The following is a 19,551-nucleotide window of genomic DNA, read 5'->3' on the forward strand; positions in this document are numbered from 1 at the left end:
AACAATGGAGCTGAGGCACCTTAGATATCTCGTTGCGGTGGCCGAAGAAGAGAATGTCGGCCGGGCCGCCAAGCGCCTCCATATCTCTCAGCCTCCGTTGTCGCGCCAAATCCACGCAATCGAACGCGAGATCGGCACGCCTCTTTTCGCCCGTACGCCCAAAGGCGTGGAACTGACAGAAGCAGGCCGTGTCGCAGTGGACGACGCGCGCAACATCATCTCGCTCGTCGAACAAATGGCAACCCGCGCTTGCCTGGTCGGCCAAGGCATGGCGGGACGGATTGACATCAGTATTTTCGGGTCCACCGTTTTCGGTATCGTGCCGGCAATTCTTGAGAGCTTCGCGCTTGAGCGTCCTGACGTAAAGGTCGTCCTGCATTCCATGGAGAGGCAGGAGCAACTTCATTCCCTTCGCAACCGCCGGATCGCGTTAGCGTTCAATCGTTTCGTCCAGCCTGAGCCGGGCATCGCAATCGAGGTTGTCAGACAAGAGCCAATCATGATTGCCTTGCGCGAGGATCATCCGCTCGCTCGACGGGCATCGATACCTTTCACGCTACTGGCGCCCGAGCCGCTAATCCTGTTTCCGAGCGGAGAGCGGATGAACTTTGTTGACGTCGTGCTCGATCTTTTCCGTACGGCGGGACTAAAGCCCAATATCGCGCAGGAGGTCGGCGACGCCATGTCCTGTCTGGCGCTCATCGCTGGTGGCCTCGGACTCGCGCTCGTAGCCGAGTCAGCCAGCACGCTGAGCTTGGCCGGTGTTACCTACCGGCCGCTCGACATCGACGATCCGCCGGTCATCGATCTGAGCTGCCTCTATCTCGAGGATAACAATTCCCAACTGCTCCAGCATTTTCTGAAAACGGTGCGCCGTATCGCACAGGACTTTGTCGCGCGGCCGGGATGGATGTCTTCATGCTCTAAAGGTATCAAGCAGCCTGTGATATAGTATTGGAGAATATCGCAGCGAAGTTTCAAACCGATCACAGAAGATCATGTAAGTGAGAGGTTTGATGATGGGCTTCGAATGGAAATCCACGATGAGCGTGGTTTCGCCCGGCGCAAGCGATCTGCTGGTTCGCATCGAGTCGATTCTCCCGCAGCTGCGCGCGCGGGCCCAAGACGAAGAGGGGCAGCGGCGTCTTTCCGCCGAGACGATCGCGGATCTTCGGAACTGCGGTTTCATCACGATGCATCTGCCTGCAGCCTATGGTGGCCTCGATCTCGGCTTGAAGGAGCATTTCGAAGCGTCGCGCCTGCTCGCGCGCGCCGCGGCCTCGACCGCTTGGGTGGGATCGTTCCTCGCCCACAATGCGATCGTTGTGCGGAAGTTCGCGCCGGAAGTGCAAGCTCGTGTCTTCGGCGACCCGGATTACAGCGGTGTGTGCGGGAGCAATCAGGCCCATGCCAGCTCGAAAGCGATCCCGGTCGATGGTGGTTACAGGCTGACCGGCCGGTGGGGCTTCACATCCGGTATTCACCATGCCAGCTGGGCCATGTTGAGTGCCCCGATCGAGGGCGGCCCTGGTGGTCGCCTGTTCTGCCTTGTGCCCGCGAAGGACGTGACGCTGCACGATGTGTGGCACACCGCTGGCATGAAGGCGACCGGCAGTAATGACGTTTCCGTCGAGGACTATTTCGTTCCTCAAGAATGCACAATGACTGCGGATGTCTTCATCGGCGATTCAGCGCCCGGAATTCTGGCGGACCCGTACAATGTCACTATCCGGTGCCCGATGTATCGCATCGCCACTTTGGCCCATCCGGCCTTTGCCTTGGGTGTTGCCGAACGCGCCCTGGAAGTTTTCAAGGAACTCGTCGGCAAGCGCAAGCGCTATTGGGGCGGCGATGCTCTGGTGGAAGCGCCAACGATCCACATGCTCTATGCGCTGGCGGTTTGTGACCTCAGGGTCGCCCGCCTCCTGGCGGAGGACCTGGTGGACCGCACCGTAGCCGGGCTGCATGCGAGCGGCTTTTCGATGGATGATCGCGCTTACATCACCCTTTCGTCCGCCGCCAGCATCGATGCCTCGGGCAAGGTCGTGCGCGAGCTTGCGCGGCGCTCCGGCGGGAGCATGCATTTCGTCGGCGTTGAAATGGATCGGATCCTGCGCGACATGTCGGTCCTCCTCAATCACAGCACCGGTGATCTCGACTATGCGGCGGAAAGCGCTGGCAGCGTCATGTTGGGTCAGGGACTGGGCCGGCGGAACGCCGGATTTTTCTGACATTCGCTTGAAAACGAGTGCCACAGCGAGCGAGGAGAGGAAATTGCAGATGGAGGGACTGAGCTACAGTTGTGGACCAGCGACGTCCCCGTTGCGCTACCAGACGGTGGGGCAAGCGCTGCGTGCTGCGTCCGCCACATGGCCAAATCACGAAGCGCTGGTTATGCGACATCAGAACGTGCGTTGGACATGGTCGGAACTTTCCGAACGAGTGGACCGCCTGGCGACCGGCTTGATGTCCCTGGGCCTTTCGCGCGGCGATCGAGTTGCGATGTGGGGGCCGAATAGCGCGGAGTGGGTGCTGACTTTCTTGGCCTGTGCTCGGGCTGGGCTCATGCTGGTTACGCTCAACCCGGCGTATCGTCCGCTTGAGCTCCTATACGCGTTGCGTTTGTCGGGATGCAGCGCCCTTGTTCTCGCTGACAGCTTCAAAACCTCGGACTACGTCACGATGTTGCTTGAGATCGCGCCGGAACTTGACGCGGGGGAACCGGGTGTATCCTGCGAGCAGCTCCCAGATCTCAAATATATCATCGGGCTTGGTCGGACGACATCGGGCATGGTTCCATTCGAAGAGGTTGCCTCTGGCGTTCCCACCGCGATGGTAGAGCTCGAGCGCGTCGCCGAGCATCTCAGCCCGGACGATGCGATCTGCATCCAGTTCACGAGCGGGACGACGGGCGCGGCCAAGGGGGCGACGCTCACGCATTTTGGGCTGCTGAACAACGGCCGGCTCACCCTGGAAGTGATGGGCGCTCAGGCTGGAGATCGCATTTGCATCCCTGTGCCCCTGTTCCATTGCTTTGGTCTCGTAGTGGGACTGCTCGGATGCCTTACACATGGTGCCACTATGGTCTTCCCTGGCGAAGGGTTCGACCCTGCAGAGGTTCTACAGGCCGTGACAGAGGAGCGATGCACAGCGCTTTACGGCGTCCCGACCATGTTTATTGCTGAACTCGCGCATCCAAGTTTCCCCTCTTCCGACCTCTCGTCACTGCGTACCGGGATCATGGGCGGTGCCCCATGTCCGGAGGATGTTATGCGTCGGGTCATGCATGATATGCACATGGCTTCCGTCACGATTGCCTTCGGTATGACTGAGACCAGCCCGGTCAGCTTTCAGACCCATGTCGAGAGCGATATCGAGACACGTGTCAGTACCATCGGCACAGTGCATCCGTGGGTGGAGGCACGGGTCGCGGGGCCGAACGACCGGCCCGTACCGATTGGCAGCGTTGGTGAGCTACACATACGCGGCTATGGCGTAATGCGAGGCTATTGGGGCGACCCGGACAAGACCGCCGAGACGGTCGATGCAGCAGGCTGGCTCCGCACTGGCGATCTTGCAACAATGGATGAACAAGGACGCTGCCGTATCGTCGGCCGCTCAAAGGATATGATCATCCGGGGCGGCGAGAATATCTACCCCGTCGAGGTGGAGAACTTTTTGCGAACGCACGATGACATAATCGACGTGGCCGTTTTTGGCGTGCCTGACGATCGCATGGGCGAAGAAGCATGTGCCTGGGTCAAGGCATCGCGTCCCATCAGCCTGGCAGACCTTCGTGCGTTTTGCGCCGGCCGCCTGGCCCATTATAAGATACCGCGCTACCTGCGGCTCGTAGAGACCTTCCCCTTGACCGCATCGGGCAAGATGCACAAGCCGACGATGCGTGAGATGGAGGCAGCACACGCCGCCGAGAGGCCATTGAGGCTCGAGGCATGATCCCGACAGATGGGCCTTTGTCGCGCGATCAGCCGGTGGCTCAGGCATTCCACTCCTTCAGCACCCGCCGCTGCACGCCAGCCGAAGCGATTCAGCTGATGGATCTCGGGCGTGGGGAATGCCCCGTGCCCTATAGCCATGAGCTGGGTGGATTTCACATTTTCCGGAATTATGCGGATGTTGCGGCGGGAATGACCGACTGGCGCACCTATGGTAGCGCGCCCTCTGTTGCACGGCCACTGCCGGCGGTTGCACCTGAAAGCCACCCCCGCACGATTGCCATCCACTACGACCCGCCTGAACATGGCAAATGGCGCGCGCTGTTAGTGGAAGGGATCAACCCAGGCGTCCCGGATCGGATCCGGAGCCGGGTGGAAGCAAATGTCCGCGCCCGCATGGAGGGGATCGCGGATCGCGGCGGCGGTGATCTGATGCATGAGCTGGCCGTGCCCGTAGCGCTCGACTCCATTTGCGAGGTGATCGGCTTTAGCGCGGCGGACGAAGAGAAGGCGCGCATCGTCGAGCTGTCGCAGATCTTCATCTCCAGGATGCGCGATTCCGAAGATTATGTCCGCAAGTTCACCGAGCTCGGCGACATCGGCTTGGCGGAAATCGATCGACGAAACGGCGCGGTACGAGACGATTTCATTTCCTTTATCGCGGGCTACACGTTCGATGGCTGCCCGCTGAGCCGCAAGCAGCTCAACGACACCATGGCGACGTTGTTCGCGGCAGGGCATGGGACGACGGCGAATGCGATTGGCGGGATGCTCTGGGACGTGCTCACGCGACCTCACATTCTCGCCGCCCTTCGCGCTGATGCAGGTCTTATTCCGAACGCAATTGAAGAATCGCTGCGTCTCCACGCCCCCTTCTTCGGCCTGTTCCGCACCGCGCGGCACGACCATGAGGTCCATGGCGTCGCCATCCGAAACGGTGAGAGCGTGATGATGGCTTGGCAGGCTGCCAACCTTGATCCCGCACGCTTCGACGAACCTCATGAATATCGATTAGATCGGCCGGACTATCGGCACATGACATTCGGCCGGGGTCGCCACGCCTGCGTCGGCGCACCCACGGCAAGGATGGAGATGGAGGTGGTTCTGCGGGAATTGCTGCGTCGCTCCGAAACTTTCCTGCTGGTCGAGCCTCATGGTGACCCTTTTGAGTTCGAAGGGTCGGAAAGTGCAGGTCCAAGGTCGTTACGAGTCACCATTCCATAGGTTCGGCAAGGAATGCGGCGGCCGTGGCAAGGTCGCGCAGCCGGCCCCCATGAGTGGACAGCGTTGAGAGGAATTGAAACATGACCGGCGCACTTGAAGGCATTCGCGTCATCGATTTTGGCCAATATCTGGCCGCACCGGCAGCAGCCATGATCCTGGCCGATCACGGCGCCGAGGTCATTCGCGTCGATCCGCCCGGCGGCCCGCGCTGGCAGCACCATGCCAACGCCATCCTGCAGCGCGGCAAGCAAAGCATCGTGCTCGACCTCAAAAAGGCCGATGACCTTGCCGTCGCGCGGGAGCTGATTGCGACCGCAGATGTCGTGCTGGAAAGCTTTCGTCCCGGCGTCATGGAGAAACTAAAGCTGGGTTATGCGGCAATGGCCCATAACAATCCCTTGCTCATTTACTGTTCTGTTCCCGGTTTTGGCCGGGACGACCCCCGGGCGCATGTCCCTGCCTGGGAAGGAGTCGTCGCCGCCGCTGCCGCGCTTTATACGAAGGGCGGCAATAAGCTTCACAAGGCGGCAGGAGCGGACTCCACCGATCCCATCTTCAATCCCTTGCCGCTTGCATCCAATTACGCGGCAATGGTCGCGGTCAACTCCATCATTGCGGCCCTGATCGCGCGCGAGCGCAGCGGACTCGGGCAGCAGATAGAGGTTCCCTTGTTCGACGCCGCCTTCGAGGGCTTCGGACATTTCGCCCAGGTTCTGCCTGAAGGTACTGCCAATGCCGTGATCCACGGCGCCGTCGACAATGTCTATCTGTGCAAGGACGAGCGCTGGATCTATCTCAGCCTGCCTGTCCCGGGGCTATGGCGCCGCTTCAGCGAACATTTCATGTCATCGTCCTGGTTCGAGGGCGGCTTCGACGATCCCAAATCCCTGGCAGCGGATCCCGCCAAGGCTGAGGAGGCAGTGGAGCGAATGGCCGCTCTCTTTCTTACTCGTTCTTCCGGTGAATGGGAGGAGCTGGGCAAAGTCGCGGGCATACCGTTCACCACGTGCCTCACGACCAAGGAATGGCTTCACGATCCGCATGCAGAGGCCGCCGGCATGGCCATCGACCTCGACGATCCTGAATATGGCGTCACCCGCCAGGCGGGTTATTGCGTCATGCTCGACAAGACGCCGCCGTTCGCCCGTTCTCCTCGCCGCCCTCCCAACGCAGACGCAGAGGCAATCCGCGCGGGATTGACGCATCGCGCACCGCCGCGGGTGGCAGCAGCGACCGAGCCCGGCCTCCGAAAAGCCCTTGAGGGCATCAACATCGTAGATACATCGCACTTCCTCGCGGGTCCGACTTCCACCCGCATCCTCTCCGAATTCGGAGCTACCGTTCTGAAGGTCGATGGGCCCGCGCGCCCGGTTATCGGCATGCTGCAGGTCAACAGCGGCAAGCGCACCGCTCTGATCGACCTCAAGCGGGATGAAGGCAGGACCCTTCTCTGGTCCTATGTCGAGAAGGCAGACGTCTTCGTGCAAAACTTCGCTCGCAATGCCATCGACAGGCTTGGGTTCTCTGAAACGACGGTAAGAGAGCGCAATCCTTCCATCATCTATGCATCCGAGAGCTGCTATGGCGACGCCGGACCGCGTGGCGGACAGCATGGTGTCGAAGGCGTGGGCCAGACGCGCTCAGGCATGGCACTGCGGTGGGGGGCAGGAACGCCAAAGCTTCAACGGTATATCGTCTGCGACTATGGCACGGGCCACCTCTTCGCGATGTCGATCCTCTTGGCGCTGTTCCACCGCCACCGCACCGGCGAAGGGCAGCATGCCCAGGCGACGCTGATGCAGTCTGGCACCTACCATCAACTGCCCTTCGCGATTGATTATGACGGCAGGATCTGGGATGAGCCAGCAGGGCCTAACGCTAAGGGGTGGAGCTCGACCGACCGCCTCTATGAGGCTGCCGACGGCTGGTTCTACCTTGCCGCTCCCCGGGATGTCGATCAGCAGCGCCTTTCCGCCATCCCGGACATCACGGCACATTTCGGTGCTAGACCACTGGATGCAGATGGGCTCACCGCGCTTTTCGCCACACGTCCGCTGAACGAGTGGGTGCCACTGCTGGAGGCAGCGGGTGTCGGAGCCCATTGCCTGGTCGACTTCTATGAATTGCTGGCTTCGGATCTTCCCCGCCTGCGGGGGACGGTCGTAATGAGGGACCACCCGGGTATCGGCGTAGTGCGCGGAACCGGACCGTCAGCGCGCCTCTCCCACACGCCGGTCTCGGCGGCGAGCCCGGTGGGGCGGCCAGGCCATGACACGGCGGAGGTGGCACGCGAGGCGGGGGCCGCGGGTGAAGCTGCCCTGCACGCTCGAGCAGTTGCAGATGCCAATGTGCCGGGCACGCTAGTTTGGCTTTGAATTGATCGATTGGAGAAACGCCATGAAAGATGCAGCAAATCCCTTGACGGATGAACAGATCCAAACATTCCAGCGCGACGGTGTGTTGTGCGTGCGCGGAGTCATCGACCTCGACACATGCAAGCGTATGGAGGAGGCTTGTCTCCGCCTCGCCGATGATCCCTCGGAGCATATCAGCCGACGCTGGGCCGGAGTCGCCAGGCCTCCGCGAGGCCATGAGCGGATAGGCATGGCGCTCAGCCTTGATCAGTTTCGCGAATATGCGTTTGAGAGTCCGCTGCCCCGTCTGGCCGGCGCGCTGATGAACACCCCTACCGTACGTTACTTTTACGATCAGATGTTCATCAAGATACATCGGGGGACTGGGGAGTTCGACGGGACAAGCACGGCACAGATGGCAACCCCATGGCACCAGGATCTCCCATACTGGCCGTTCGACGGTGCCGACATACTTTCGATCTGGGTACCGTTCCGCCCTGTTCCGCGTGACGCAAGCGGCCTCGAATATGTGGCTCGTTCGCATCGCGACCCCGACCTTTATACTCCGTTCGGCCTTAAGTCCCTGCGTAATACAGTCGACGCTCCGGATATGGACGCCATCCGCGCCGCTGAGCCGGAACGCTTCCTGAGTTGGGATATGGAACCCGGCGACTGCCTGATACATCACCCCAGAACGTTACACCGGTCGACGAGCAACGCCGGGGAGAATGATCGCGTCGCCGTTTCGGTCCGTTACCTCGGCCGGGATGCTATCTATGCTCCCGACACCATCGAAGATCTTTGGTATCCGGAGGATATCGAAATCGGCGACCGAGGCGCTCCGGTGGACCCCCATTTTTTCCCTGCGCTGGGATAGCCGGCGTCTCAGGCCAGATAAAAGCAAAACGAAAGGTACAGCGTGCATGAAGCCTCACATTGTCGGTATCGGCGGCACCACTAGAGCCGGCTCGTCGAGCGAGAGGCTCGTCCGCGCCGTGCTCAGCGAGACGGAGAAACTTGGATCGCGGGTGACCATGTTCGGCGGGCTAGAGCTGGCAGCATTGCCACACTTCGCGCCGGAGAATCCCGAACGCACGGCTGATCAACAAACCTTTGTGGATACTGTTCGTTCCGCTGATGGTTTGGTGATTGGAACGCCCGGCTATCATGGTGGTGTTTCGGGCCTGGTTAAGAATGCCATAGATCTGCTCGAAGACACTAACCGTGACGCACGAGTATATTTCGATGGTCTGCCGGTAGGGCTCATCGTATCCGCGGCCGGTTGGCAAGCGGGCGGCGTCACCCTTGCCGCTTTGCGGGGCATTGTTCATGCGATGCGCGGCTGGCCAACACCAGTCGGGATTTGCGTAAATACCGTCGCCCAAAAACTCTTCGACGGCGAGGCAGTCTCCGACGAAAGCGTGAGGGCCTCTATTGTTGCGCAGGCAAGCCAGGTCATGCGTCTCGCGCAAATCACGGATCGCACAACTATCTGAATCACACACTTAGCAAATCCATTCCATGTCCTCGCGTTAGCACAAGGAAATGCCCATCAACCACATGATCGTGATCGCGCACTTTTCACGATCGGGCGGCGCAGATAGTGCTTGGACTGACATTCCAACGGTATTCTGCATAGATTTACCAAGTTCACGAGCGCCAACTTCACCGGCCTGCTGGCGAAGCACAAGATAGCCATCAGCATGGATGGCAAAGACGCCTGGCGCGAGATCGTCTTCGTTGAGCGGCTGTGGCGGTCGGTCAAATATGAAGAGGTCTAACTCAAGGACTATGACACGGTGAGCACGGCTCGCGCCTCGCTTGGGTTCCTATGTGGCCTCTTGCAATGCAATAATGCCTCGTTCGGCACATGTGGACGGACGCCTGCCGACGCCTACTTCGGATTCAACCCGCTGGCAGCGACGGCATGAATTTCACCGCCGTAGTGGCTTTGGCTCTCGGCGGGTCTACCTCTTCCCTGCGTGCCAACACCCTTACGGCATCTCTACGACACGCGCCGGGCTGCACACTTGATACCTTATTTGCTGTTCGAATAAGCCCGGCTATCTCTGACGTGCGCTCGACCAGCATTTCAGCATAGTCGTACTTCAATCCATAGCGCGCGCTTGCTGTCGGAGGAATAGACGTGGCTGCGGGTCGACGCGCGCACCGTGTCATTGTTGACGATCTGGGTATGGAAGATGTCGCAGAATGTTTCCTGAGCAGAAAGCCAACAGCAATGAAGCGGCATGCTGGCGGCGATCACATGATCATCGAGAAAATCGGTGAAAACGAGATCGTGGAACGCGGGCGCTTCTCCCCTGCCAAGCCACATCCAGATCATGCCCTGACCTTCGCGGACGGGGTAGCCGCCCGTCCGCAAACGGTTGATATGTGCTGAGGGCGGATACGTAGGCGCTTCGATGACTGATGCATTCCAGTCTGGTCGTTACCGACGAGGAACTTCCTCTCTCTCAACGTTGCGGCGGTCAAATTCTCGAACCGCGACAGTTTAAGGGACCGTCCATCTCAAGAGCAATATCAACACAACGCGGGTCTCGATCAAAGCAAAGTAAACTAGAGTCAAGTAAAGTAAAGGAAGGTAAAGCGAAGTAAAGTAAAGCGAAGTGCTAACGCCGTTCTGAAGATAACACGGCCAACACTCCAATTCAGCTGCGAACCTTATTCAGCTCTTCTGGATTGTCAGTCTGGAGCGGTTTAGAGTGACCATAATGGCACTTGCCGCCCCGGAAGCAGAGCCGTCAATCGCGTTCACCGCATGAGAAGTCGCGATCCTCGGTCGCCTCATCGGCGATGGTAGAAATCGTCGAGCAAGCCGGCGCCACGCTGCAGCTCTACCTCACCAAGCTAGCTCGTGTCGGCGGCTCTCTCGGAAGGACGTCCGATCCACCACCCCTGGGAACACAATTGTCAGGCGCGGCTTACCGCGCCTCGTTGATATGCCGAACTCGCGGCTGATGGGTAATCGCAAGCCTCACCGGCCCCTTGCTCTCCGATCATGTACATGGACGTTTATCGACCTCCTCGGTCCTCGGCCAATGCAACGGCATACCGCCGTTTGACGAGAACGCACATGAGCGAAGGGTACGACGAGTGCGCCGATTTCAGACAGAAAGGCGTACCCCGGGTGGATCACTTCCGCGCCGGTTCATCATGCGACCTACTCACCCAGCCCGCTATTTGAGTTTGACAAAACTGATCATTTGAGTAGTTTTAGGGGCGAGGGCTCGAGGCCAGCCGCCTCGATTTCGTTCATGAGTTTTCATAGAGTAGCGCAGCGAGCAACGTGTGCGCCAAAGGGCAGAGGATACAGAAATGGGCCAGCGCGTCGATATTGCGGATCACCGTACTCCGCTGATCCGCAATGCGTGGTACGTTGCAGCTTTCAGCGAAGAACTGGGCAATGGCGATGTAGTTAGCCGCGTTATCCTGGGCACACGGACAGTGCTCTACCGCAAGGAGGATGGATCGATCGCCGCAATGGATGACCGTTGTCCGCATCGTTCACTGCCATTCTCGAAAGGCCGGCGCGAAGGCGATACGCTGGTATGCGGTTATCACGGCATGACCTTCGACAGCGATGGCCGCTGCGTGCGCATCCCGTCGCAGTCGGCCGTCCCCAGCTCGGTTCGGGTCCGGACATACCCGGTGATTGAGCGCCGGCCATTCGTGTGGATCTGGACTGGGGACACCGAGTCGGCTGATACTAGCCTGCTGCCCGACATCCCCTGGTTCGACGATCCCGGCTACGAACATATCAGCGGATATATGCACAGCGGTTGCAACTATGCTCGTTTGCATGAGAACCTGCTCGATCTGACTCACGTTCCCTTCGTTCATGACGGCGGCTTCGGCGCTCAGGACTTCGACCAAGTGGATTACCGGCACTATCGCGACGGCAGTCGCGTCGGCGTCGTGGTGCGCGAGGATGACGTCGATCCGTCGATCATGCCTGGCGTTTTCGACCCCGATCACCGCGTATCGCGTGTCACGGACTGGTACTGTCACGTGCCCTCTGTGAACATCGGGCTCGTGACGGCCCAGGATGAAGTCTTGCCGCCTGGTGAGAGAGTAGCGCATACCACCCTCATCCATGCGCTGACCCCTTCGTCCAGAACCGGGACGCACTATTTTTGGGTGGTTTCTATGGACACCAACCTCGGAAACCGAGAATTGCAGGAGGCCATGCGCTCGCAGTTCGGAGTGATCTTTGGGCAGGACAAGACGCTTCTAGAGAAAGTGGAAGAGGTCTGGGCCGAGAACGAGGACTTTCGCGAAATCAGTGTCGGCGCCGACAAGTCCGGGATCCTTGTGCGGCGCATCCTCGCCGATATGGCGGAGGCGGAACAGCAGCGTGCAAGCGAGGAGCCACTTGGAGGCGCCGACGCGCATAAGCAGGAAGCGGAGACATTGGCGTGAGTCTCGAGGCACTTGTCTCGCTTCGCGGTCGCCCGCTGTCCCTGTCTCTGCGTGAGTTTGTCACGCGGTGATTTCGCGAAAGATCCCAGGACAGGAAATTATAACCCAGTCGAGGAAAACGAAATGACTATTGATCAAAAGATAGACTGGCGAAAAATTGACGAGTTGATCAGCGATCCGGCAACCTACCAGCGTGATGAATGGCAGGAACCATTTGCACTTTTGCGGCGTGACGATCCGATCCACTATGTCAAGGAAAGTCCTTACGGGCCATACTGGGCAATTACCAAGTTTCAGGACATCAAGGATATCGAGAATCGTCCCGAAGTTTTTTCCTCCGACTCTCGAGCGGGTGGTATCCAGTTGTATGAGGTTCCTGACGAACTACGGATGCGCACGTTCTTCATGATGGATCCGCCCGATCATACCCAGCATCGGGCTGTATTCAATGTACTAGGTCTACCGCGCGGGGTAGCGCAGTTCGAGAACATGATCCGCGCCAAGACTATCGAGGTTCTCGACGGCCTGCCGCGCGGCGAAGCGTTCGACTGGGTCGACCGCGTATCGATCGAGATCACCTCGACGATGCTAGCGGCGCTGATGGACTTTCCTCAGGAAGAGCGACGCAAGCTCATCTTCTGGTCCGAAGTGACGGTTGCCTTTCTCGACGATCCGACCTGCCCCGTTTCCTCTGAAGAGGAGCGAGAGATCGAAAAGCGCAAGTTCGCGGAACGCATGATGGAACTATGGGAGGACCGCGCGAAGCAGCCGTCCGCAATGAATCTCATCTCCATTCTCGCCCATAGCGACATCATGAACGCGATGCCGTTCCGCGAACGGATGGGTACACTGATCACCTTCCTCGTCGGTGGCAATGATACGACCCGCAACACGATGAGCGGCGGCCTGGCGGCGCTCTGGGATAATCCCGATCAGTTGAAGAAATTGCGCGCCGATCGCTCGCTCATCCCTTCATTCGTCCAGGAGTCGCTGCGTTGGCAGACTCCGTCGATGAACATGCGGCGCAACGCGCTGGAAGATGTCGATTTCAAAGGGCATCATATCCGCAAGGGCGACAAAATCATCCTGTGGTATGTTTCGGCCAATCGGGACGAGGAGGTCATCGATCGCGCTGATGAGTTCATCATCGACCGGCAGCGCCCTGGGACTCATCTTAGCTTCGGCCATGGCATTCACCGCTGCCTGGGCGCCCGTCTCGCGGAGATGCAGTTGCGGATTCTGTGGGAGGAATTCCTCAATCGGGATTTGGAATTCGAAGTTATCAGTAGGCCGGAATATGTATATTCGTCCACCTTCCGCATGATCCGCCGGCTCATGGTTCGCCTGTCAGAGAACTGACGAGATCAAGGCAGGCAGCGCGCGAAGCATTAGATGATCCGCGCGCTGTCGATCATTGCGGCAATTCTACCATCATGGCGGACATCATCCGAAATGCATTCTCGCGAATGCAGTCGTCGAAGCCGCCGAGGCGGCCGCGCCATTTAGGGGCCACTTCAACGATCATTGCATCGACGATGCCGTCGAATAAGGTATTGCTGATCTGCCAGATGTTGAGATTCCCCGGCCTCGCGCCGGTCGGCGGCACTCCCATGTTCGCAATTGCATTGCGTGCAGCGGCATGCAGATCGTGGACGTAGCCACGTGCGATTTCGAGATCCTCGCGATTGCCCGGCCGATTGACGTGGCCGCCGACGAAATGGTCGAAGTCATAGCTCAGCGCGTGATCGTGCGCAGCCATGAAACCTTGCACGTCGGCTGCCATACCCAGCCGGTTAAAGGGAATCCAGCCGGGATAGATGACGTCGACAAACATCAGCGCCCGCTTCCCGGGCAGGTACATGAAAAGGTTGCCGTCGTCGTGGTTGATGCCGTGATAATCGAGGTGAAGCGTGACGCCGCCAATCTCCATCTCGTGATGCGCCGTTTCGATCGACAGCGTCGGTATCGGCCGACGCCCGTCCTGCTTGCGCTGGAGATACTCGGTTGTGGCCGCATGGGCCACGATCTCGATGCTCTTCGGGAACAGATGCGCAGCCCCGATGTGGTCACTGTGCGCGTGGCTGTAAACCAGATGGGTAATCGGCTTGTCGGTGACTTCCGCGATGGCGGCGAGGTAGTTGGCGCCAATGGCGGGAGGCGCGTCGAAGGCGATGACGCCGCTATCGTGGACGACGAACATGCCGCAGTAGACGCCGTCGCCGACCCAGAACAAGCCCGGGCTCATCTCGGTAACGACATATCCCTTTTCCGGAATGTCAAACCCGACGGCCGCTTTCGGCAAGCCATCCACTACAAATTCACACAAGATCCTTCTCCCCGGATTTTACGACGTAGACCGCATGCAAGGTGAACTGGCCCTACGCTCCGGTAATTATCATCTAGCATAATTTGTAATTTTTCAAGGCCGGTTCCGTGGACGAGATCATTTTCGTCGGAAATCCTGCCGATTGCCAACCGGAGACACGATTTGATCTCGTGAGCTATTTTCTACGCATTCATGTCACAATCATCTTATGCAATCGAGTCGCGGGGAACAAACGGAATGGACACGGCAAAACCCTTTAGGAAGCGACCGGAGCGCGCCACGCGGGTTCGCGAACTCATTCTCGATGTTGCGCTCGATCGCTTCAGTGCGAATGGATACGAGGGCACCTCGATCCGGTCGATTGCTGCTCTTACAGGATTGCAGCAATCTCTGGTGAGCTATCATTTCAAGACCAAGGAAAAGCTTTGGTTCGCCATGATGGAAAAATTTCACGGCGAGTTCGTCGATGACATTGAGGAAGCTCTTGAGGCCGCCAAGGATCGTTCGGCATCCGATCAACTGCGGAGCCTGATTAGGTCATTTGTAAAGTCCGCGTCCACGACGCCGCAAGTCTTCAGAATTCTGATTCAGCAGAACACGCAGGCTTCCACACGCATGGACTGGCTCCTGGACAAATTCGTCCGTAAGTTCTTCTCGAAAACTATGGATACCATCATTGCCGCCCAAGAGGAAGGCGCCATCATCAACGCGGCACCCGAGCATATTTACTACCTTATCACCGGTGGTATCAGCACGTTCTTCGCTTTCTCTCAGGGCTATAGCCGGCTGACATATAAGGACCCCACAAGCGCGGCTGAGATACACAGGCTAAATAACTTCATATGCGAACTGATTTTCCTGGAGCAGAGAGAAAGCGTCGATCGAGTCAGCAGCGACAGGCGGGCGCCGACGCCGAGCGTTCGCCAAACGACATGATTGCCCGGTGCCGCGGCCAACTTGAGGCCTCGACTCCACTCAAGGCCAATACCATCAGTGGCATTTTGACGGCTCCAAGGCCCGCCGATGGTCTCGCCCGGAATGTGATCAACCTACGTGTAATTGGGCCTCGGGTCGCCGAGCGGTCTGATGTCATAAAGAGCTTTCAGCTTCGATGATGGGCTGTTCGGAAACCACCTTCAGACCATAGCCTTCCAGGGCCACGATGTTCTGGTGCGAGTTCGTCAAAAGCACCATGTCGTGAATATCAAGGTCCGCGAGGATCTGCGCGCCGATGCCATAGTCCTTAAGTGCTTCATGCTTGTCCTCGCCGCCCGACAGGACCATTTCGGTGAGCCTGCCCTCGGGCGTCGGCATCAGCAACACGATCACGCCGGCACCACGCTCTCCAATCTGCATCATGCATCGTTGCAGCAGCCGTTTGCGCGGCCCGGGCTGTCCGAGGGTGTCGCCGAATATCGAGATTGCATGCATACGCACCAGCGTGGGTGTCATCGGATCCACAGAACCCTTCTGAAGCGCCAGGTGCTGGCTTCCGTCGATCCTGTTGCGGTAATTGTACAAAGACCATTGTCCGCCGTAATCCGATACAAACGTCGAACTCGCGACGCGCTCCACCAGATAGTCGTGGCGTCTGCGAAACCTGATCAAATCCCGGATCGTGCCGATTTTGAGGCCATGCCGGCCAGCAAAGCCGATCAGGTCGTTCAGGCGCGCCATCGTGCCGTCGTCATTCATGATCTCGCAGATTACACCGGACGGATTGAGCCCGGCTAGCCTGGAGATGTCGATCGCCGCTTCAGTATGTCCGGCCCGTACCAGCACGCCGCCGTCGCGCCCGACCAGCGGGAAAATGTGACCGGGAGAGACGATATCCTGCGCTCTTTTCGCTCCGTCGATCGCTGTGAGGATCGTGCGTGCGCGGTCCGCCGCCGAAATCCCCGTGGTCACGCCTTCCCGCGCCTCAATGGTGACGGTGAACGCGGTGTCTTGCGCACCGGAAGAACTGCGTTGCATCATCTGAAGTCCAAGTTCATCGGCGCGCGATCGCGTCATCGCCAGACAGATCAGGCCCCGGCCGTGGCTTGCCATGAAGGAAACCGCATTTGGCGTCGTCATTTGGGCCGGGATGACGAGATCGCCTTCGTTTTCGCGATCCTCGTCATCGACGAGCACGAACATCCTGCCGTTGCGCGCCTCGTCGAGAATCTCCTCGATCGTCGCCAACCCTTCCATGCACTTCTCCTCTGCTTCGCCTTGCGGTGCCCGCATCGATCGCGGGCCTGCGGCACATTTCTATTTATTACCTGAGATAATTATTGCAAATGAGTCATTACGCGCAAATGCGAAATCAATAAATGGGGAAACATGCCGATCGATACGAACTTGTTGCGGCAGGCCCTCGGCTCGGTGCCGACGTCCGTCTGTGCGATAACCGCTCGAACGCGCCCCGGAAGCGCTGTCGCAATGATCGTCGGTTCTTTCTGCTCGATATCGCTCGATCCGCCGCTGGTCGGCTTCTTTCCGGCGCGCTCTTCCGAAACTTGGAATGCGATGCGCGACACGCAGGAATTCACGGTGAATGTGCTGGACGTCACACAGCACGAACTGTGCAAGGCCCTCTCCGCCAAGGGACCAAAACCATACGACACGCTCCTGGCTTCGGACAGCGCAAAGGGGCCGATACGATTGGCCGAGGCGGTCGCCTGGATCGACTGCACGCTGCATGCCATCGTCGAGGCAGGTGATCACGAACTCGTCATGGGGCGGGTTATCGAGCTCTCGGCGACCGCGTCGGGGCGGCCGATGATCTTTCATCGCGGCCAGTTCAGCTCCCTCCACCCGTCCGAGGCTCAGTTTACGGTCGGGTGAGTGGGATTGCTCGATATCTTGAGACAAGATTGCGACTTTATTCGCGAACGGCTCGTGTTCAAATTTATGAACCATGGATCGCGGCTGACGCGATCCATTTCGGTTTCATTGTTCGCGCAGTCAGGAGAACGCATTGTCATAGCGGGCTCTGTTGTTCCAGATGGGTTCAACATTAGCACGCGCCCATCCGACGAGCCTAAGAACGGGCTCGGATAGCGAGTAACCTAATTCGGTCAATTGATATTCCACCTGAGGCGGCACGGTCGGATGAACCGTTCGATACACCATGCCGTCGCGCTCCAGCGCCTTCAGCGTGCGCGTGAGCATTTGCTGGGAAATTCCGTCGATCGCCCGTTTAAGGTCGTTGAAGCGTCTCGGTCGCTCGCCAAGCGTCATGACGACCATTACGGTCCACTTATCACCGATCCGCCTCAGGACTTCGAGCACGGAGCGACATTCCTGCGAGTTATCCGAAGCAGTCATATTCATATGCCTTGGCCCTAAAAAAATGCGTTCTTGGTAACTGACCGGCAGCTCCATATTTTGAGGCCGGTAACAATTGTAGACCGGAGTTTGCCTCAGTGAAACTGCTTCATCTCGATTCCAGCATCCAGGGCGAGTCGTCCACGAGCCGCGCGATCAGCGCCGCCGTGGTTACCCAGCTCACCGCGGCCGATCCCAGCCTCGAATCCACTTATGTCGATCTCGCGATCGATCCGCCGGCCCATCTCACGCTGGACGTTCTGGCCGATCCCGCGTCGAATAAGGTCCTCCAGAGCTTTCTCGCAGCCGATATCGTCGTGATCGGTGCCGGTATGTACAATTTCACTATCCCCAGCCAGCTCAAGGCATGGCTCGACCGCATCGCGATCGCCGGACAGACCTTCCGCTACACCCCCGAAGGTCCCGAGGGACTGGTCGGCTCCAAGCGCGTGATCGCCGTACTTGCGCGCGGCGGCCTTTACGGCGCGGGCAGCCCGACCGAAGCCCTGGAGCATGCCGAAACCTATCTGCGCGACATCTTCGGATTCATGGGAATCGTACCGGAAGTGATCGTGGTCGAAGGCGTGGCTTACGGTGAGGAGGCCAAGCAGGCGGCGCTGACGGTCGCGTTTGAACAGGCCCGCCAGATAGCGCCGATAGCCGCCTGAACATGGCAACGGCGCTGCCCTTGCGGGCACCGTTTCAATGCGTGGCTGACATACCTCCGTCCACCGGCATCGCGTGGCCGGTGATGTAGGATGCGCGATCCGAGCAAAGGAAGACGGCGACTTCACCCTGTTCTTCCGCCTCGGCGATGCGCTGCATCGGCACCATCAGCTTGGCCACGTCTTCGAGCGGAGGAAGCCCCGCACCCTTGGCGGCGTCGGCGATCATTCCGGTGTAGGTGAAACCAGGACACAGCGCGTTCACGCGAATGCCGCGCGTGGCGAAATCGATCGCCGCCGCCCGGGTCATGCCGACCACGGCGTGCTTGCTGGTGATGTAGGTATACATGTTTGGCGAACCGCTGTCTCCGGCGCGTGAGGCCGTGTTCAGGATGCCGCCGCCGCCGCGCTTGAGCAGTTCGGGAATCTCGTGCTTCATGCAGAGCGAGACCGACCGTGCATTGATATCCATCACGCGGTCCCATTCCTCGTTAGTGCAAGTGGCAGCTGTCGAAAACGAACCGCTGGTGCCGGCGTTGTTGAACGCTGCGTCGAGCCCTCCGAAGGTCTCCACCGTCTTGGCGACCATCTTGCGGATGTCATCCTCGCAGGTCACATCGGTCTTCACGAAGATGGCGTTGCCCCCGGCGGAACGGATTTCCTGCGCCACGGCTTCCCCTGGTTCGATGCTGGTGTCGGCGATGGTCACGCTCGCCCCTTCGCGCGCAAAGATGATCGCCGCCGCCCTGCCAATTCCCGACGCGCCGCCAGTTACCAGCGCCACCTTGCCCTGCATGCTTCCAGTCATGATTGTCTCCAAACCCGGCGCGACGATGGTGCACCAAATGCCGTCCCGTTTCGCTTCAGGCGGAAACATGTTCCTCGTCAAAGAACATCCGGATCTTGCCCACGTCGAAAAGCTTGGGCTCATCCTCTGCGATACGGCGCGCCAGTTCAGGCTCCTGAAGGGCGCCCACTGTTTGCTCGAAGTGGTCCTTGTCCTTAAACCACATTTCCATGATGACGTCGCAATCGGATTCCGCTGCCTCGCCGGTAAGCGGATTGGGGATCGGCGTCAGATAGCGGCGCATGTACTGGACGCCACCCGCGCCGAACACGGGCGTACCCAGATGAGCGTGGACATTCTCGTAATAATCCTTGAATTCCTCGAACGACATGCCTGGCTTGCGCTTGAAAAGCCCTACGACCTTGAACATCCGCTTCTCCCCGAAAGTCTTGTCCGATTGACTAGCTTGCATTGGCCCATTCCGCGC

Annotated in this window: 18 protein-coding genes; 12 read left to right on the forward strand and 6 right to left on the reverse strand. The window is 59.1% G+C overall.

The features are described 5' to 3' along the window. The first annotated feature begins 4 nt into the window (after positions 1-4). The 7 genes from RUH75_RS04745 (at position 5) to RUH75_RS04775 (ending at position 9,030) form a co-directional block, all read left to right on the forward strand. Complete coding sequence (locus RUH75_RS04745) at positions 5-952, forward strand: LysR family transcriptional regulator (RefSeq protein WP_313802678.1); 948 nt, start codon at positions 5-7, stop codon at positions 950-952. Positions 953-1,016: 64 nt separating this feature from the next. Beyond that, positions 1,017-2,231, forward strand: a complete 1,215-nt coding sequence (locus tag RUH75_RS04750) for an acyl-CoA dehydrogenase family protein (RefSeq protein WP_313802680.1) — start codon at positions 1,017-1,019, stop codon at positions 2,229-2,231. A gap of 49 nt (positions 2,232-2,280) precedes the next feature. Then, positions 2,281-3,957 (forward strand): AMP-binding protein, encoded by a 1,677-nt coding sequence (locus RUH75_RS04755; protein ID WP_313802717.1) that lies wholly within the window; start codon positions 2,281-2,283, stop codon positions 3,955-3,957. 17 nt (positions 3,958-3,974) lie between these two features. Beyond that, the gene (locus RUH75_RS04760; RefSeq protein WP_313802682.1) at positions 3,975-5,180 is read left to right on the forward strand and encodes a cytochrome P450; all 1,206 of its coding nucleotides are present in this window, start codon (positions 3,975-3,977) and stop codon (positions 5,178-5,180) included. Between the two features lie 80 nt (positions 5,181-5,260). Beyond that, on the forward strand, positions 5,261-7,555 hold the full coding sequence (locus RUH75_RS04765) for a CoA transferase (RefSeq protein WP_313802684.1): 2,295 nt from the start codon (positions 5,261-5,263) through the stop codon (positions 7,553-7,555). Between the two features lie 22 nt (positions 7,556-7,577). After that, the gene (locus RUH75_RS04770; RefSeq protein ID WP_313802686.1) at positions 7,578-8,411 is read left to right on the forward strand and encodes a phytanoyl-CoA dioxygenase family protein; all 834 of its coding nucleotides are present in this window, start codon (positions 7,578-7,580) and stop codon (positions 8,409-8,411) included. A gap of 46 nt (positions 8,412-8,457) precedes the next feature. After that, positions 8,458-9,030 (forward strand): NADPH-dependent FMN reductase, encoded by a 573-nt coding sequence (locus tag RUH75_RS04775; protein WP_313802688.1) that lies wholly within the window; start codon positions 8,458-8,460, stop codon positions 9,028-9,030. Between the two features lie 596 nt (positions 9,031-9,626). Here RUH75_RS04775 and RUH75_RS04785 read toward each other — a convergent pair. After that, entirely contained in the window at positions 9,627-9,878 is a 252-nt protein-coding gene (locus RUH75_RS04785; protein WP_313802690.1) for a hypothetical protein, read from the reverse strand. Between the two features lie 992 nt (positions 9,879-10,870). Between RUH75_RS04785 and RUH75_RS04790 the strand changes: the two genes are divergently transcribed. After that, entirely contained in the window at positions 10,871-11,974 is a 1,104-nt protein-coding gene (locus tag RUH75_RS04790; RefSeq protein ID WP_313802692.1) for an aromatic ring-hydroxylating dioxygenase subunit alpha, read from the forward strand. Positions 11,975-12,097: 123 nt separating this feature from the next. Beyond that, positions 12,098-13,333, forward strand: coding sequence for a cytochrome P450 (locus RUH75_RS04795; protein ID WP_313802694.1), 1,236 nt, complete (start codon positions 12,098-12,100; stop codon positions 13,331-13,333). Positions 13,334-13,385: 52 nt separating this feature from the next. Here RUH75_RS04795 and RUH75_RS04800 read toward each other — a convergent pair whose 3' ends face one another. Further along, positions 13,386-14,300 carry an MBL fold metallo-hydrolase gene (locus RUH75_RS04800; protein WP_313802696.1) on the reverse strand — a complete coding sequence of 305 codons (915 nt, stop codon included), beginning with the start codon at positions 14,298-14,300 and terminating at the stop codon, positions 13,386-13,388. Between the two features lie 237 nt (positions 14,301-14,537). Here RUH75_RS04800 and RUH75_RS04805 point away from each other — a divergent pair, with 237 nt between their 5' ends. Then, positions 14,538-15,236, forward strand: a complete 699-nt coding sequence (locus RUH75_RS04805) for a TetR family transcriptional regulator (RefSeq protein WP_313802698.1) — start codon at positions 14,538-14,540, stop codon at positions 15,234-15,236. Between the two features lie 153 nt (positions 15,237-15,389). On the opposite strand, the gene ribB is transcribed toward RUH75_RS04805, so the two are convergent. Further along, the gene (ribB, locus tag RUH75_RS04810; protein ID WP_313802699.1) at positions 15,390-16,493 is read right to left on the reverse strand and encodes a 3,4-dihydroxy-2-butanone-4-phosphate synthase; all 1,104 of its coding nucleotides are present in this window, start codon (positions 16,491-16,493) and stop codon (positions 15,390-15,392) included. A gap of 132 nt (positions 16,494-16,625) precedes the next feature. Here ribB and RUH75_RS04815 point away from each other — a divergent pair, with 132 nt between their 5' ends. Next, a complete protein-coding gene (locus RUH75_RS04815; protein ID WP_313802701.1) occupies positions 16,626-17,129 on the forward strand; it encodes a flavin reductase family protein in 504 nt (167 codons plus the stop codon). A 120-nt stretch (positions 17,130-17,249) separates the two neighbouring features. Here the strand turns inward: RUH75_RS04815 and RUH75_RS04820 are convergent, their stop codons facing one another. Beyond that, positions 17,250-17,669, reverse strand: coding sequence for a winged helix-turn-helix transcriptional regulator (locus RUH75_RS04820; protein WP_409592320.1), 420 nt, complete (start codon positions 17,667-17,669; stop codon positions 17,250-17,252). A 41-nt stretch (positions 17,670-17,710) separates the two neighbouring features. Between RUH75_RS04820 and RUH75_RS04825 the strand changes: the two genes are divergently transcribed. Further along, entirely contained in the window at positions 17,711-18,280 is a 570-nt protein-coding gene (locus tag RUH75_RS04825; protein WP_313802703.1) for an NAD(P)H-dependent oxidoreductase, read from the forward strand. Between the two features lie 34 nt (positions 18,281-18,314). Here RUH75_RS04825 and RUH75_RS04830 read toward each other — a convergent pair whose 3' ends face one another. Both RUH75_RS04830 and RUH75_RS04835 read right to left on the reverse strand, forming a co-directional pair. Beyond that, positions 18,315-19,085 (reverse strand): glucose 1-dehydrogenase, encoded by a 771-nt coding sequence (locus RUH75_RS04830; protein ID WP_313802705.1) that lies wholly within the window; start codon positions 19,083-19,085, stop codon positions 18,315-18,317. A gap of 55 nt (positions 19,086-19,140) precedes the next feature. Further along, positions 19,141-19,551 (reverse strand): EthD domain-containing protein (locus RUH75_RS04835; RefSeq protein WP_313802707.1); only part of this gene is annotated, 411 nt, incomplete at its 5' end.

The organism is Sphingobium sp. (genome assembly GCF_032153725.1).
Classification (GTDB): Bacteria; Pseudomonadota; Alphaproteobacteria; order Sphingomonadales; family Sphingomonadaceae; genus Sphingobium.